This is a genomic window from Undibacterium sp. Tian12W (genome assembly GCF_049339405.1).
Lineage (GTDB): Bacteria > Pseudomonadota > Gammaproteobacteria > Burkholderiales > Burkholderiaceae_D > Undibacterium.
Genome location: NZ_JBMPPK010000017.1, coordinates 93,557 through 107,397, shown reverse-complemented (window position 1 = coordinate 107,397; position 13,841 = coordinate 93,557). Strand labels below are relative to the sequence as shown.

Genomic DNA, 13,841 nt, shown 5'->3' with positions numbered 1-13,841 from the left:
TTGCATGAGGCCATGTTCAGGCAGAAACTTCTACCCCGCGCCAGAAGGCAATGAAACCGTTTATTTCTTTAGCCGCATCCTTGGGTTCAGGGTAATACCAGGCAGCATCTGCATTGACTTCACCGTTGACGACAACATCGTAATAGCTGGCTGTGCCCTTCCATGGGCAGACCGTGTGTTTGTCACTATCGCGCAAGTGTTCGGGATTGACGCTATTTTTAGGGAAATAGATATTGCCTTCGAGCTTCACAATCTCGCCATCGCTGGCCTGGGCGATGACAGTATCTTTCCATTTTGCGGTAGGCATAAAACTATTCCTCAATAAGTGATCGTGCCAGGCGCAGGCCGGTCAACTGCCAGCGTGCTGTTGCCGGGAAAAAATTGCGGTAACTGGCGCGGCTGTGGCCTGCCGGGGTAAAGGCAGAAGAACCGCGCAAGACATACTGGTTGACCATGAATTTGCCATTGTATTCACCCACTGCACCTGCTGCCGGGACAAAGCCGGGGTAGGGGCTGTAACTGCTGCTGGTCCATTGCCAGCCATGACCAAACAACTGGCTCAGTTGGCCTTCAAGTTCATGCTGCTGTGCTGCATATTCCCATTCAGCTTCGGTAGGCAGGCGCGCCCCTGCCCAGGTCGCAAAGGCACTGGCTTCAAAATACGAGATATGTCCAAGCGCCTGCTGCGGATTCAGCGGCAGCAAGCCATGCAGGCCAAATTCTTGCCAGCCTTGCTGGAAATCATAGCGCCAGTACAACGGGTGACGCAGGTCTTGCTGTTGTATCCAGTCCCAGCCTTCAGACAGCCACAGGGCGGAATTCTGGTAGCCACCATCTTCTATGAATTCCAGGTATTCAGCATTGCTGATCAAACGCGTTGCGAGCTGGAAAGGCTCAAGGAATTGGCGGTGGCGCGGCCCTTCATTATCAAAGGAAAAGCCCTTGCCCTCGTGGCCAATTTCACACAGGCAGGCATCATAGTCTTGCCAGCTCAGGGTGTTGGAGGCGGGCATGGGTTTGCGCATGTCTGCTGCGGGATACAAAGCCGGGAATAAAGGATTGCATGACAGCAGATGCTTGATGTCAGTCAGCATCAGTTCCTGATGTTGCTGTTCATGTTGCATGCCCAGTTCCAGCAGGGATGCAAAGCGGGCATCGCTGAGCTTGTCCTGGCATTGCAATATGCGTTCATCGACATTGCGCCTGTAGGCCAGCACGGTGTCCAGCGATGGACGTGTCAGCAAGCCACGTTGCGCACGCGGGTGTTTGTCACCGACACCGTTGTAATAGGAATTGAACAGTACTCTGAAATCAGTGTGAAAAGCCTGGAAATCGTCTTCAAACTGCTCAAGGATAAAGGTTTCGAAAAACCATGTCGTATGCGCCAGATGCCATTTGATGGGGCTGGCATCGGGCATGGATTGCGCCATGCAGTCTTCGGCAGAAAGAGGCGCAGCGATCGCGACTGAGCGCAGGCGGATTGCTTGCCAGCGTTCAACTATGCCTGCCTGCTGCAGGTTTTGCCCAAGCTCTGTGAGGTGATCAAGCAGCTTTGGCATGGATAACGGCGAACCATTCATTTTTGTCCGTCCAGTGACAGCTATGGGAAAAACCAGCATCGGCCAGCAAGGCATTAAAGCCCTGTATGCTGTATTTATAGCTGTTTTCCGTGTGTATGTGTTCACCCTTGATAAAATTTCTTTGCCCACCCGGCCAGGTGACCTGGATATTTTCCCTGGCGCGCAAATGCATTTCTATGCGGGATTTTTCTGTATTGAAAAAAGCCTCATGCTGCCATTGATTGACATCAAAATCAGAATGCAGCAAATGATTGATGTGACGTAACAAATTCAGGTTAAAGGCCGAGGTAACACCCAGGCTGTCAGCATACGCCGCATCCAGCAAGGCTTTGTCCTTGATCAGATCTACGCCGATGAGTATACCCGCATCATTGTCACACGCCGCACGCAAATGGCACAGAAATGCCAGTGCTTCTTCCGGTTCAAAATTACCTATGGATGAACCAGGGTAAAAGAACAGCCGCTTGTCGCGTCTTACTTCTGCTGGCAGTTTCCAGTCCTGTGCCAGATCCAGCCCCAGTGCCGTCATCTCTATATGCGGGAAGCGCTGCTGCAAGCGGCGTACCGCATCTTGCAAATGATGGACAGAAATATCAATGGGGACGTACTGGTCAGGGTGCAATACCGGGAACAGCCGCGCTGCCTTGGCGCAATTACCCGCGCCCAGATCAATCAGGCTGCCACCCAGACCAATGACCCGCGCCATGTCGCCCATGTGCTGGGTAAAAATTTCTGCTTCAGTGCGGGTGGGATAATATTCCGGCAACACGCAAATCGCTTCAAACAGGACCGAGCCTACCGCATCATAAAAATACTTGGGTGAGGTATGGGCGGCATCGGCCAGCAGGCCATTTTCCAGCTCGCGGATAATATGGGGTGCGGTGGTGCGCGCAGTGGTGACGTTGTTGGCCGTGTTAGCCAGGCTATTGGATTCGGGCATGGTTTTGGGGCTAAGAAATTCAATCGGCAGACCAACAGGTTTTGGTCTGTGCTTGATACTCAATACGGCCTTGCTTTCAGCCCGTCTTTATGCGGAGCTTGCCTGTGAGTCTGGTTGTGGACTCTGGTGTGGCACAGTGTACAACTTATTGTTTGAAAAATCTTGGGACGGTGTTTTCTCGGGTGGTTTTCCTACAAAGTGGGGTAATCTCAATAACGTGATTTCTTTGAGTTATTGAAGGAGTTCACTAGACAGGCATCCCACGCCAATTTTTTCCAAGCACTAACCTAGTTGGATGCTTTCAATTACCAAGAACTTTATTAACGTCATTCCAGCATGGGGTTAGCTGGAATCCAGCGGCGTTCGTCGTATACTGTTGTAGCGTCTAATGTTTGATTCGTATTGCGCAAGTCTTTGCTTTTCAAATACATGTATCGTCATTTAAGATTGCAGGCCGGTGGTAGACCGGCAGCTACTCACTTTTCTTGCTTTCGCCAAGAAAAGTAAGCAAAAGAAGGCGACCCAGGCGTCGCCGCCCCCTAAAGGGGGTTCCCGTTTGTGCAGTACAAAAAATGGGAAGGCCCGAAACTCGCTACGCTCAAACAGCGGTCCTTCTCTTTCCATTTTCTGTACTGCACAAACGGCGTCGACACATGGGAACTGCTAAGGTCAAAAACAACATCAAGGTCAAAAGCAACGTCAAAAGCAACGTCAATACGACCTGAGTCCATATTTTTGAAAATCAATTGATTTTATTCAGGCATCCATCAACTCAAAATGAAACACCTTACTCACAATCTGCCACCTGCCATCCAGTTTCACCAGCGTTAAAAAATCAGTAAAAAACTTGTTGGCAATTGCGCATTCGACGCGGGCGAAGGCGGTGACGGGGCCGGCGATTTCCAGGGAGATGATGCGGTCGCGGCGGGTTTCGTTTTTGCTGGCGGGGGCGGGGCGTTTGTCGACGGCGGGGAAGTATTGCTGCATGTCCAGGTGCAGTAGGTGTCCTTCGGTGGCGCAGTAGTAATGGGCTTCGGGGTGGAATACCTGGGCGAGTATGCTGGTGTCGCTGTGGTACAGACCATCGAAGTAGCGATTCAGCATGGCGATAATGTCGGGGTATGCAGTTTCCATTGTTGCCTTTATAAATGTGAATACGGTAGCGTCATCCATGAGCTACCGTATTGTCTGCCGTTTCGGGATTTTTTGCCAAAGCGGCTTTCGTTTCAGATTCAGGCAGGCAAACCTTCTGCTTTCAGCGCAGCTTGTACATGCGGCCTGGCCTTGACGCTGGCGAGAAATTTTTGCAGGTGGGTAAAGTCACTGATATCAAGGTTCACATGTTTGCTCCAGCCGCTGACGGTGAACAGATAAGCGTCGGCGACGGTGAAGGTGTCACCGGTCAGGTAAGTGCGGCCTTCGAGACGGCTGTTGACCCAGGCGAATTTTTTGCGCAAAAGTTCTGCGACTCGCGTCTTGCCTTCCGCGGGCATGTCCGCATCAAACAGTGGTGCGAAGGACTTGTGCAATTCTGAGCTGATGTAGTTTTGCCATTCAAGCACGCGGTAACGTGGCAAGCCAGATGCTGGCAGCAAATCGCGGTTTTCTGCGCTTTCAGCGATGTACTGGGCAATGATGGAACCTTCAGTCAGTATCTCGCCATTATCAAGTTCTACCGTGGGCACCTGGCCTTTGAGATTGATGGTGTAGAAATCCACTCCATCGGCAGTTTTGTGAACATAGGTATCGACTTTTTGCAAAGTGAAATCCAGGCCAGCTTCACGCAGGATGATGTGTGGGGACAAAGAGCAGGCACCGGGGGAGAAATAGAGTTTCATGGGTTTGGGCTTTCGATAAAGGTTGACTGATTGCGCTGTCACGATGAGCAGGGCGTGACGGCATACTATGCCAAACGAAATAGTTGATAAACTAGGCGAAAGTTACTTTATAAATTACATGGTGTAATGTGAATCGACATTTTGCAGATGTATTGCTGGGCAGCATAGAATTGTTTTGCCTGGCGGCAGAGCTGGAAAGCTTCAAGGATGCGGCCAATGCGGCCGGCTTGACGCCAGCAGCGGTCAGCCGTTCTATAGCCCGACTGGAAGAGCGCATAGGTGTGCGCCTGTTTGTGCGCACCACGCGGCAATTGCGGCTGACCGAGGCTGGGCGTGCCTACTTCGTTCAATGCCGGCAGGCGCTGAACCAGTTGGTAGAGGCTGAGCGTGAGGTGTCCGGTCAGCAAATGCAACCGGCTGGCCTGGTGCGCATCAGCATGCCCACGCCTTATGGGCATTACCGGGTATTGCCCCTGTTGGCAAAATTCCGCCAGATGTACCCGCTGGTCAAACTCGATTTGCAACTCAGCAACCGCAATGTTGATCTGACCGCCGATGGCTTTGACCTGGTCATACGTGGCCGCAACCCGCCGGATTCAGGCATGATTGCGCGCCGTCTGGAAGACACTGAAATTGTCGTCTGTGCCACGCCAGAATATCTACAGCGTTTTGGCGTGCCGACCAGACTGGAAGACCTGGACAGGCATGAATGCCTGCAATTTGTCTTGCCCAGTGCAGGACAAAACATCGTCTGGATATTCAGGCGCGATGGCGTGGATGTCGATTGGCCGACCAAAGGTGGCCTGACCTGTTCAGAAGATTTGCTGGGCATCATCACCCTCGCAAAAAATGGCGCTGGCCTGTTGCAGGCTTCCCGCTTCATGGTCGAAGATGATTTGCGTATGGGCCGCATGGTCGAGGTGCTGCAAGAATTCAAAGGGCGCACCCGGCCATTTTCCTTGCTCTACCCGCGTGACCGTCACCTGCCCTTGCGCGTCAGGGTGTTCATTGATTTTCTGGTGGCAGAACTGGCGCAAAATTGACATCCACCTGCCAGTTCACAACTTGTTGTATGACCCAGTCCGCATCATCGAGTGGCAAGTCATGGCCTGCCGTGGGATGCATGTGCAGAGGGCAATGCCATAAGCCTGCGAGTTTGCTTGAGCAAGCTGCATTGACGAGTTTGTCCTGTTTACCTGCGAGCAAGAGCAACGGAACATTACCCGAATATGGTGGTGCACGAAAACGCATGGCGGCCAGTAATTGCCGCAGGATATTGCCGACGCTAATAGGTTTTTCCTGTGCATATGCAGTCCAGCGCTTGATGATTGCTTTGGCCTGTTCTGCAGTTTGCAGATTGCTGGTGATGCGCAAGATCAAGCGTTCGCGCTGCTCGCTTGAGCCAAATAACATGGTTGCAATCAATGCCGGATAATTTGCTGGTCTCAGTCTATGGTAAAAGGGATTATGCGGTGCCACGCTGGTGTTGATCAGCACCACGCGTTGCAAATCATCGGGATACCGGTCTGCCCAGGCTAGCGCCACCATGGCACCCAGTGACACGGCCAATACCTGCACGGGCTCTGCTATCCCATGCACCTGCAATTGCCGGTGGCAATGCTCTGCCATTGCGGCTACCGTGGTCAGGCTGTGCTCAGCATGTAATTGACCGTTGCCAGGGAAGTCCAGGCATAGCACGCGCTCCGCCCCAACAGTTTGCTGGAAGCGTGCAGGAAAATCTCCCCAGTGCCTGCTCTCGCGCATGAGACCGCGCAATAGCACCCAGGTCGTCATGGTCTATACCAGCGTGCGACAGCCCGCTCCTGCAAGCGCAGGCGGGTAGGGCCCTGTGCCAGCCATTGCGCATGGCCGCAGGTTGCCCGCATCAGAAAATCCAGCCAGGAATTATGCCGTCGTAAAACCCGGCTCAATCTGTGTTGCGCTACCGGGTTGAACATGCCATGCCGCGAAAATAACTGGCGAGGGTTTTTCTTGACCCATAGCCACGATCCCATTTCCAGCGTCAGTGGCAAAAAGGTTTTGCTGCTGTCCTGTTGCGCCTGCAGGTAGAGGTAATCCCAGATATCGCCATGGGTGCGGTATTGCAGGCTTTGCGGTTCAAACAGGTAGGAATGATTCGGGTGGGTCTGCTCAAATAATTCTTCCAGCGCCAGGATGTCAGCCAGATGGTCTATGGGATGCACACTGTGCGCATGCGGGAACCAGACGCGGTCACGCAAGCCAAAGCCTGAATGGCAATCTATCGCCATGCTGAAAGGGCGGGCCAGCAATTCCTGTTGCACGGTGCGGCACAGCGCCAGGTTCTCTGCCTCCATCTCTGCGCCGGCAGCACCGCGATACCATGGCAGGCGCGGGCTGTAACGATGTCCACCGAGCAGGAACGGCACCTTGTCCTGCGCTTCGACCGGCGCATTGCGCATCAGATCGACACCGCTGGGATTGCAGCGCGTCGCCTGCCACATGCCACCCGGATTGATCAGCGGCATGAACACCAGACGCACATCCTGCAACATGTGCTGCAAACTCTTGTCCCACGACAAGCGCGTCAGCAAGCCGCGCAGGAAAGTCAGCAAGACTTGCGTGCCTATGCGTTCCAGCCCGTGTATGCCACCAAAAAAACCGATGGCAGGCAGACTGGGATCAGGGTTGCCGAGCGCCAGTTTATACACCGGAAATTGCCTGCTCTTGACCGCGACCTCGCACAAGACATCGACCTCCAGCTGTCCACGACCCAGGGCGATAATACGTTCCAATTCATTCAGTTCAGGCAGGGCAGACATGGCGCGTGCTTAAAAGTTAACCACGCCATGCTAGAGGAGCTATAAGCAGAATGCAAGAAACACGCAGCTTTTACCGAGAATTGATCAATTATGACCAACAGATGACAGATTTTTAAAATAGATTTATATAACCGACCAAACAGCAGTTTTCAGGCATAGCTGATAATTTTTGGTATTGGCTATATAGTCTTCTTTACCATCTATGATGACAATCTGCTTGCCGCCGGACACAAAAATCTTGTCATTTTTGAGTCGTGCCTTGTGACGGCTGATAAAACCTGGGTCATCGCCCTGGGTATCAAACGGGCTGATTTTTAGTGACTTCGTATCCAGTTTATAGACGGCTGTGTGACCAGCAATTCTCGCATCCTGATAGCCTAATCTGCCGATGATGAAAATCGCATCATCAACCAGGGTCGCTGTATGAAAATCCGTGGGCGGAAAAATTTCTCTGGCATAGCTATAGATATTGATGTCACCGCTCTTTTCAAACACAGTGACATCGTTATAGATACAGAAATCAGGGTCATAAAAGTCTTCGTGCTCACCACCAATTTCTATGATGCGGCCATCTGGCAAAATGCTAGTTGTCCGGCCATAGCGTTCATAGCACCAGATGATGTTGTCATCGTGACTTCCATCATCATGAAACGTTTCACTTGCACGCCATGCAGACGCGCCCGAGCGTATCATCGCCAGCCAAAACGGCTTATTGGTCTTGACCGCATTTCCTGTACCGAATTCCCTATATCTTGCTGCAAGATAGTCTGTTTTACTTACCTGCGGGTTTTCCTTGTAGGCTATTCCCAGTAATTGCGCGTGCATTTCTGCGCTGATGTCGTTGATATCTTCTCCCATGTTGACCAGGAGTTTGATGACATCCATATTGCTTGCTACTTCTATAGCGCGTTCGGGAATATGATTTTCCGTGTAGATATCAGCACCATGCTCAATAAGAAAGCGGACACAATCCAGTTGCCCAAGTGAGGCGGCGCTGATAAGAGGTGTGTTCAGAAATTCATCGCGGGCTTCAATGTCAAATCCAGTATTGAGCAAGAATTGCAGCATTGCTACATGATTATTCTTGATGGCATATTGCATGGCGCTTGCACTGCAACGACCAACTGCGTTTTTGTTTGCGCCTAGTTCCAGTAGTAATAAAACTTTCTGATCATCACCAAGTTGCACTGCCATCAAAAATGGCGTACGCGACCAAAAATCTACTGTCTCCAGGTTTCCAGTTTCTGAGATTTTTTGTCTAATGCTTGCATTCGTCCCAAACACTACTTCATGCATCACATCTGTCCACTCAAGCTGGTATTCTGCTGCACCTGCATCCAGCAGTAATTTGACTATGTCAAAGCGACCATTGTTGGACGCGACTCTGAGTGCAGACTCTCCATACTCAGTGATGTGATCAATATCTGCACCTTGGGCTATCATCTGCCTTACTTCGTCGTATAGTTCAGTACCATTTTTATAAACGGTTTGTAACAAATTTGGTGTATTCATTTTATCTATTCAAAGGAACTTTTCATCTTCGTGCATATCTCTTATAGAGACGCATGCTGAAATGAAAGCAGGACATTTGAAAACAGATTAACACACGCTTAATCTAGGTTAATTTAAAACAGGAGTTTGTTTTGTCTAATAATTTGCAACACATCGCGGCAGATGATGAAACCTACTGGTCAGGCATACGTGATCAGTACACAGTCTCACCCGATTTCATCAATCTCGAAAACGGCTATTTCGGTGTACAGGCGCGGCCTGTGTTTGAAGCTTTCCAGCGTTATCAGGCGCAGGTGAATGCCGAGACTTCGTATTTCTTGCGGGTGCGTTATGCGCCGATGTTTGTGCAAGTCATGCAGGCGCTCAAGGATTTTTGTGGCGTGGATGAGGGCGAGCTGGTACTGACCCGCAATCTGATCGAGGGCATGAATATTCTGTTGCAAGGTTATCCCTTGCATGCGGGGGATGAAGTCATCCTCGCTACCCATGATTACGATCTCGTCATCGATACCCTGCTGATGTTGGAACAGCGCAAACAGATACAACTGCGGCATTTGCAATTACCTTTCGACCCTGTCAGTGATGAAGAAATCGTCGCCCAGTATGAGCAGGCGATTACACCCAGGACCAAACTCATTCTCGTCACTCATATCGTGCACAGGACAGGGCAGATCATGCCAGTTGCCAAAATCACTGTCATGGCGAAACGTCACGGTGTTGATGTCATGGTTGATGCGGCGCATTCCTTTGCTCATCTGAACTACCGCATGACCGAGCTGGGGGCTGACTTTGTCGCCGTGAATTTGCACAAATGGCTGGGTGTGCCGCTGGGCGTGGGCATGCTGTATATACGCAAGAACCGGGTCGCGGATATTGCGCCGCTGTTTGGCAATGCCAAATTTGCCGACAATGAGATTTTCAAATTCACGCAAGTCGGTACGGTGCCGCCAGCAAATATCCTGACGGTGGTCGATGCGCTGCAGTTTCATGCATCCATAGGTTCCGCCAACAAGGAAGCGCGCCTGCGCTACCTGACGCAATATTGGGTCAATCAGGTGCGTGGTTTGCCCGATGTGCGCATCATGACCCCTACCGATCCACAACGCTCGTGCGCGATTGCCGGTTTTGGTATCGCTGGCAATTCTGGTCATGCGATTGTTGATTACCTCATGCGCGAGCATAAGATATTTACCGTCACGCGCGATCTGGATGGGCATGACATCGTCAGGGTGACGCCGCATTTATATACCAGCCTGGAAGACCTCGACAAGCTGGTGGCAGCGATTAAACAACTGACGCAAGCCTGATCGCGCGGGATGTAAGCACAAAGGCAATAAAATAATTTCCAGTTTACAGGATTTAATTATCCTATATAATGGAAATAATGGATATCAATACGATTATTGCCCGCAGGGTGCGTGACTTGCGCGATCAGCAAAAGCTGTCGCTGGATGCGCTGGCCAAGCGCAGCGGCGTCAGCCGTTCGAATATTTCGCTCATAGAAAGAGGCGAGAGCAGCCCCACCGCAGCCGCGCTAGACAAACTGGCGGTGGGCCTGGGGGTGACTCTGGCGTCTCTGTTTGAAGACAGCACGCCTGCTGCCGCGGCTTTGCCAGTCTCGCGTCTGGCCGAGCAGGTATGCTGGACTGATCCCGCTTCTGGCTACATGCGCCGCAACCTGTCTCCCGGCCTGCCTTCACCCCTGCAACTGGTCGAAGTTGAATTCCCGGCGGGGCAAACCGTGCGCTATGACAGTTTCCACCGTGATGTCGATATACAGCAGCAAGTCTGGATACTGGCGGGCCAGATGCGTCTCTCCGTTGGGGAGCAGGTCTGGGACTTGCAGACCGGCGATTGTCTTTCCATGGCGCTGGATAAGCCGATTACTTTCCATAATCCTGGAAAAATCGTGGCACGTTATCTCGTTGCACTGTGTAAGTAGCAGTCTCTTTCAGTTTTCAACTCATGGAGTAAATCATGTCTGAGCAAGTCCACATCCAGATTCTCGATGCCGCAGCAGCGCAGGCAAATGTAGCTGCATTGACCGATGTCTTGACGGACTGTGTAGCCGGTGGCGCATCCGTCAGTTTCATGTGGCCTTTGCCGCGCGAACGTGCGCTGCAATTCTGGCAGGGCGTGGCTGAAGGCGTGGCGCGCAAGGAGCGGGTCTTGCTGGTTGCCAGCGATGACAGCGGCGATATCCTGGGCACGGTACAATTGATCACCGCCATGCCAGACAACCAGCCGCACCGCGCCGATGTCGCCAAGATGCTGGTACACAGGAGGGCGCGTCGCAAGGGCATTGCACAGGCACTCATGGCGGCAGTTGAGCAAGCTGCCAAAACCGCAGGCAAGTCTGTGCTGGTGCTTGATACCGTCACAGGTGGCGATGCCGAACGCCTGTATGAACGTGCAGGTTGGCAGAAAGTGGGCGTGGTACCCAATTATGCCCTGATGCCGGATGGCGAATTTTGCGGGACGACTTTCTTTCACAAACAGATATAGCAGATTCAGCAGATAGAGTGGAGTAAACCAAATGCGCATCGCAGTGATTTCAGATATACACGGTAATCTGGCCGCACTTGAAGCAGTGACCGCTGATCTGCGTTTGCGTGCTGTTGATCAGGTCGTCAATCTGGGCGACAGCCTGTCTGGCCCCTTGCTGCCAAAGGAGACTGCAGATTTCTTGATGGCGCAAACTGGCTGGATACATCTGGCAGGCAATCATGAACGCCAGATACTGGAGCTGAACGAGCGCTCACGCTCTGGCGATAAGTATGCGCACCAGCAAACCACGGCAGAACAAAAAGCATGGATGGCTGGTTTGAAACCAGTGCTGCAACTCAATGCAGAAGTCTTGCTCTGTCATGGCACGCCAGCCAGCGACACCACGACCTTGCTGCAGGTAGCAGACAGGAATGCCACTGCGCAAGAAATTGAAGACAGGCTTGGACAGCAGGCCTCCACTGTCATCGCCTGTGGCCATAGCCATGTCGCCCGCAGTGTACGTACGGCGGCAGGGCAACTCATCGTCAATCCTGGCAGTGTTGGTCACCCTGCTTATGAATATGATTACCCTTACCCGCACAGGATAGAGTCAGGTTCACCCGATGCGCGTTATGCCATCCTGGAAAAGATGCCGCATGGCTGGACAGCCAGCCTGATCAATGTCCCTTATACCTGGCAGCACATGGCAGAACTTGCAGCCTTGCGTGGGCGTGAAGACTGGGTCAGTGCCTTGCAAAGCGGTTACGTGAATCAAGTCAGTCACTAAAATACTTATGAAAAATCAAAACACGGCACTCATCATCATCGACATGCAGCGTGGCATGGCTACACCAGAAGCTGGCCCTAGAAATAACCCCGGCGCTGAAGAAAATATTCGTCAGTTGCTGCTGGCCTGGCGTGTAGCTGGCAGGCCAGTGGTATTTGTCAGGCACATGTCGCGCACGCCAGGTTCATTATTCTGGCCGGGGCAGCCAGGTAATGAGTTTCAAGAAAATTTACTGCCGCTGACCAGTGAACATGTAGTCGAGAAGAATGTGACGGATGCCTTCGTCAATACCGGTCTGGAACGCTGGCTGCATGTGCGTGCGATCAAAGACTTGGTCATCGTCGGTGTCAGCACCAATAATTCAGTCGAGGCAACAGCCCGCAGTGCTGGTAACCTGGGTTTCAACACTATGGTAGTGGCTGATGCCTGCTTCAGTTTTGACAGACTGGATTTTAATGGCAAACCACAGACGGCAGAAGAAGTGCACATCAATGCGCTGAGCAATCTGCAAGGTGAGTATGCGACTGTGCTCAATACGGCAGTCTTGCTGGACTAAAGACACAGTCAGACATGCGCTGCGGTAATTTGCAACGAATATTACCGCTGCCACCACCTACCCCAAAACCCAAAAATTTCATAAAATGCCCGCACTGCCGCATGGGTCTGCGGATTAATTTACTGTATGGGAACTACCATGGCGATGGATGTCATAGATTACGAAATTTTTGGCGACGATATGCAATTCGTCGAAGTTGAACTTGACCCAGGCGAAGCCGCCATTGGTGAAGCCGGCACCATGTTCTACATGGAAGACGACATACAGATGGAAACCATCTTCGGTGATGGTTCTGCCGGTCAGACTGGCATCTTTGGCAAATTGCTGGGCGCTGGCAAACGCCTCGTAACAGGTGAATCCCTGTTCACCACGGTCTTCATGAACGGTGGTGTTGGCAAGAGAAAAGTTGCCTTTGGCGCGGCTTATCCTGGCAAGATCATTCCCATGCATCTGGATCAGCTCGGTGGTACGCTGCTGTGCCAAAAAGATGCCTTCCTTTGTGCTGCCAAAGGCGTGTCACTGGGCATCGCCTTTCAAAAACGTCTAGGTGCCGGTTTCTTTGGTGGCGAAGGTTTTATCCTGCAAAAGCTTGAAGGTGATGGCCTGGCATTTGTGCACGCCGGTGGCGCCATCATAGAAAAGACCCTGCATCCCGGCCAGACCCTGCGCGTCGATAGCGGCTGCGTTGTGGCGTTTACCCAAGAAGTGGATTTCGACATCAAGTTTGTCGGCGGCGTTAAAACAGCCTTGTTCGGCGGTGAAGGCATATTCTTTGCCCACCTGCGCGGCCCTGGCAAAGTCTGGCTGCAATCCCTGCCTCTGGCACGTCTGGCTAACCGCATCGTCGGCGCATCAAAAATTGGTGGCAGCCAGGGCGGTGAGCAAGGCTCGGTACTTGGTGGTCTTGGCAATTTGTTTGAAAAAGATTAAACCAATTTTTATGAGACCAGCCCGCTTGTGCTCTGCATAAGCGGGCTTTTTATTTTTGCGGCTCGATAAGCAATCTTTGCAGGAACTAAATTCGGCTTACTCCTGTCTATCTTCCTGCTTATAGCAGATTACTACTTTGATTTAACAAATTTACCCAGGTTGCCATGTTTAAAAAAATACTCGTTCTGTCCTTAGTACTTTCCAGCCAGCTGGCTATGACAGGCTGTGCCGTTGTCTATGACCTGGGGCAAGACTCCAACCAGCGTCAATGTGAAAAACTGCAGGACTGGAACGAGCGCAAGACTTGCCTGCAACAAAACAAGACGAGTTACGAGCAATATGAAAAGCAGCGCGAAGACTTGCGCAACAAGGGGACGGAAAAGAAATGAGGCAGGGGCTGGTGGCAGCCG

At 51.9% G+C, this 13,841-nt stretch carries 16 protein-coding genes; 8 read left to right on the top strand and 8 right to left on the bottom strand.

Annotated elements, in window-relative coordinates:
* Nucleotides 1–16: 16 nt before the first annotated feature.
* From ACO0LI_RS21280 to gstA, 5 genes are all read right to left on the bottom strand, one after another.
* Nucleotides 17–307 (bottom strand): DUF427 domain-containing protein, encoded by a 291-nt coding sequence (locus ACO0LI_RS21280; RefSeq protein WP_422951997.1) that lies wholly within the window; start codon nt 305–307, stop codon nt 17–19.
* Nucleotides 308–311: 4 nt separating this feature from the next.
* Nucleotides 312–1,559 (bottom strand): ergothioneine biosynthesis protein EgtB, encoded by a 1,248-nt coding sequence (gene egtB, locus ACO0LI_RS21275; protein ID WP_423035070.1) that lies wholly within the window; start codon nt 1,557–1,559, stop codon nt 312–314.
* On the bottom strand, nt 1,543–2,520 hold the full coding sequence (egtD, locus tag ACO0LI_RS21270; protein ID WP_422951995.1) for an L-histidine N(alpha)-methyltransferase: 978 nt from the start codon (nt 2,518–2,520) through the stop codon (nt 1,543–1,545). The genes egtB and egtD overlap by 17 nt, the downstream gene beginning before the upstream one ends.
* A 756-nt stretch (nt 2,521–3,276) precedes the next feature.
* The gene (locus ACO0LI_RS21265) at nt 3,277–3,654 is read right to left on the bottom strand and encodes a nuclear transport factor 2 family protein (RefSeq protein WP_422951994.1); all 378 of its coding nucleotides are present in this window, start codon (nt 3,652–3,654) and stop codon (nt 3,277–3,279) included.
* A 98-nt stretch (nt 3,655–3,752) separates the two neighbouring features.
* Nucleotides 3,753–4,358 carry a glutathione transferase GstA gene (gene gstA / locus ACO0LI_RS21260; RefSeq protein ID WP_423035068.1) on the bottom strand — a complete coding sequence of 202 codons (606 nt, stop codon included), beginning with the start codon at nt 4,356–4,358 and terminating at the stop codon, nt 3,753–3,755.
* Nucleotides 4,359–4,486: 128 nt separating this feature from the next.
* Between gstA and ACO0LI_RS21255 the strand changes: the two genes are divergently transcribed.
* Nucleotides 4,487–5,401, top strand: coding sequence for a LysR family transcriptional regulator (locus ACO0LI_RS21255; RefSeq protein WP_422951992.1), 915 nt, complete (start codon nt 4,487–4,489; stop codon nt 5,399–5,401).
* Here the strand turns inward: ACO0LI_RS21255 and ACO0LI_RS21250 are convergent.
* From ACO0LI_RS21250 to ACO0LI_RS21240, 3 genes are all read right to left on the bottom strand, one after another.
* Complete coding sequence (locus tag ACO0LI_RS21250; protein ID WP_422951991.1) at nt 5,364–6,152, bottom strand: alpha/beta fold hydrolase; 789 nt, start codon at nt 6,150–6,152, stop codon at nt 5,364–5,366. The two genes, ACO0LI_RS21255 and ACO0LI_RS21250, sit on opposite strands and share 38 nt — an antisense overlap.
* The gene (locus ACO0LI_RS21245) at nt 6,149–7,159 is read right to left on the bottom strand and encodes a M14 family zinc carboxypeptidase (RefSeq protein WP_422951990.1); all 1,011 of its coding nucleotides are present in this window, start codon (nt 7,157–7,159) and stop codon (nt 6,149–6,151) included. The genes ACO0LI_RS21250 and ACO0LI_RS21245 overlap by 4 nt, the downstream gene beginning before the upstream one ends.
* Before the next feature lie 123 nt (nt 7,160–7,282).
* Nucleotides 7,283–8,671 carry an ankyrin repeat domain-containing protein gene (locus ACO0LI_RS21240; protein ID WP_422951989.1) on the bottom strand — a complete coding sequence of 463 codons (1,389 nt, stop codon included), beginning with the start codon at nt 8,669–8,671 and terminating at the stop codon, nt 7,283–7,285.
* Between the two features lie 131 nt (nt 8,672–8,802).
* Between ACO0LI_RS21240 and ACO0LI_RS21235 the strand changes: the two genes are divergently transcribed.
* From ACO0LI_RS21235 to ACO0LI_RS21205, 7 genes are all read left to right on the top strand, one after another.
* Nucleotides 8,803–9,978 (top strand): aminotransferase class V-fold PLP-dependent enzyme, encoded by a 1,176-nt coding sequence (locus ACO0LI_RS21235; protein ID WP_422951988.1) that lies wholly within the window; start codon nt 8,803–8,805, stop codon nt 9,976–9,978.
* Nucleotides 9,979–10,055: 77 nt separating this feature from the next.
* The gene (locus tag ACO0LI_RS21230; protein WP_422951987.1) at nt 10,056–10,613 is read left to right on the top strand and encodes a helix-turn-helix domain-containing protein; all 558 of its coding nucleotides are present in this window, start codon (nt 10,056–10,058) and stop codon (nt 10,611–10,613) included.
* A 35-nt stretch (nt 10,614–10,648) separates the two neighbouring features.
* Nucleotides 10,649–11,176: a GNAT family N-acetyltransferase gene (locus ACO0LI_RS21225; protein WP_422951986.1), complete on the top strand. Its 528-nt coding sequence runs from the start codon at nt 10,649–10,651 to the stop codon at nt 11,174–11,176.
* A gap of 31 nt (nt 11,177–11,207) precedes the next feature.
* Nucleotides 11,208–11,945: a metallophosphoesterase family protein gene (locus ACO0LI_RS21220; protein WP_422951985.1), complete on the top strand. Its 738-nt coding sequence runs from the start codon at nt 11,208–11,210 to the stop codon at nt 11,943–11,945.
* Nucleotides 11,946–11,952: 7 nt separating this feature from the next.
* Complete coding sequence (locus ACO0LI_RS21215) at nt 11,953–12,501, top strand: cysteine hydrolase family protein (RefSeq protein ID WP_422951984.1); 549 nt, start codon at nt 11,953–11,955, stop codon at nt 12,499–12,501.
* A gap of 138 nt (nt 12,502–12,639) precedes the next feature.
* Entirely contained in the window at nt 12,640–13,431 is a 792-nt protein-coding gene (locus ACO0LI_RS21210) for a TIGR00266 family protein (protein WP_162061251.1), read from the top strand.
* A gap of 164 nt (nt 13,432–13,595) precedes the next feature.
* Nucleotides 13,596–13,820, top strand: a complete 225-nt coding sequence (locus ACO0LI_RS21205) for a hypothetical protein (RefSeq protein ID WP_422951983.1) — start codon at nt 13,596–13,598, stop codon at nt 13,818–13,820.
* Nucleotides 13,821–13,841 lie beyond the last annotated feature (21 nt).

What these genes read in the sequence shown, in the direction of transcription:
- ACO0LI_RS21280 (WP_422951997.1), bottom strand. Translation starts at nt 307, where the DNA reads ATGCCTACCGCAAAATGGAAAGATACTGTCATCGCCCAGGCCAGCGAT.
- egtB (WP_423035070.1), bottom strand. Translation starts at nt 1,559, where the DNA reads ATGCCAAAGCTGCTTGATCACCTCACAGAGCTTGGGCAAAACCTGCAG.
- egtD (WP_422951995.1), bottom strand. Translation starts at nt 2,520, where the DNA reads ATGCCCGAATCCAATAGCCTGGCTAACACGGCCAACAACGTCACCACT.
- ACO0LI_RS21265 (WP_422951994.1), bottom strand. Translation starts at nt 3,654, where the DNA reads ATGGAAACTGCATACCCCGACATTATCGCCATGCTGAATCGCTACTTC.
- gstA (WP_423035068.1), bottom strand. Translation starts at nt 4,358, where the DNA reads ATGAAACTCTATTTCTCCCCCGGTGCCTGCTCTTTGTCCCCACACATC.
- ACO0LI_RS21250 (WP_422951991.1), bottom strand. Translation starts at nt 6,152, where the DNA reads ATGACGACCTGGGTGCTATTGCGCGGTCTCATGCGCGAGAGCAGGCAC.
- ACO0LI_RS21245 (WP_422951990.1), bottom strand. Translation starts at nt 7,159, where the DNA reads ATGTCTGCCCTGCCTGAACTGAATGAATTGGAACGTATTATCGCCCTG.
- ACO0LI_RS21240 (WP_422951989.1), bottom strand. Translation starts at nt 8,671, where the DNA reads ATGAATACACCAAATTTGTTACAAACCGTTTATAAAAATGGTACTGAA.
- ACO0LI_RS21230 (WP_422951987.1), top strand. Translation starts at nt 10,056, where the DNA reads ATGGATATCAATACGATTATTGCCCGCAGGGTGCGTGACTTGCGCGAT.
- ACO0LI_RS21225 (WP_422951986.1), top strand. Translation starts at nt 10,649, where the DNA reads ATGTCTGAGCAAGTCCACATCCAGATTCTCGATGCCGCAGCAGCGCAG.
- ACO0LI_RS21220 (WP_422951985.1), top strand. Translation starts at nt 11,208, where the DNA reads ATGCGCATCGCAGTGATTTCAGATATACACGGTAATCTGGCCGCACTT.
- ACO0LI_RS21215 (WP_422951984.1), top strand. Translation starts at nt 11,953, where the DNA reads ATGAAAAATCAAAACACGGCACTCATCATCATCGACATGCAGCGTGGC.
- ACO0LI_RS21210 (WP_162061251.1), top strand. Translation starts at nt 12,640, where the DNA reads ATGGCGATGGATGTCATAGATTACGAAATTTTTGGCGACGATATGCAA.
- ACO0LI_RS21205 (WP_422951983.1), top strand. Translation starts at nt 13,596, where the DNA reads ATGTTTAAAAAAATACTCGTTCTGTCCTTAGTACTTTCCAGCCAGCTG.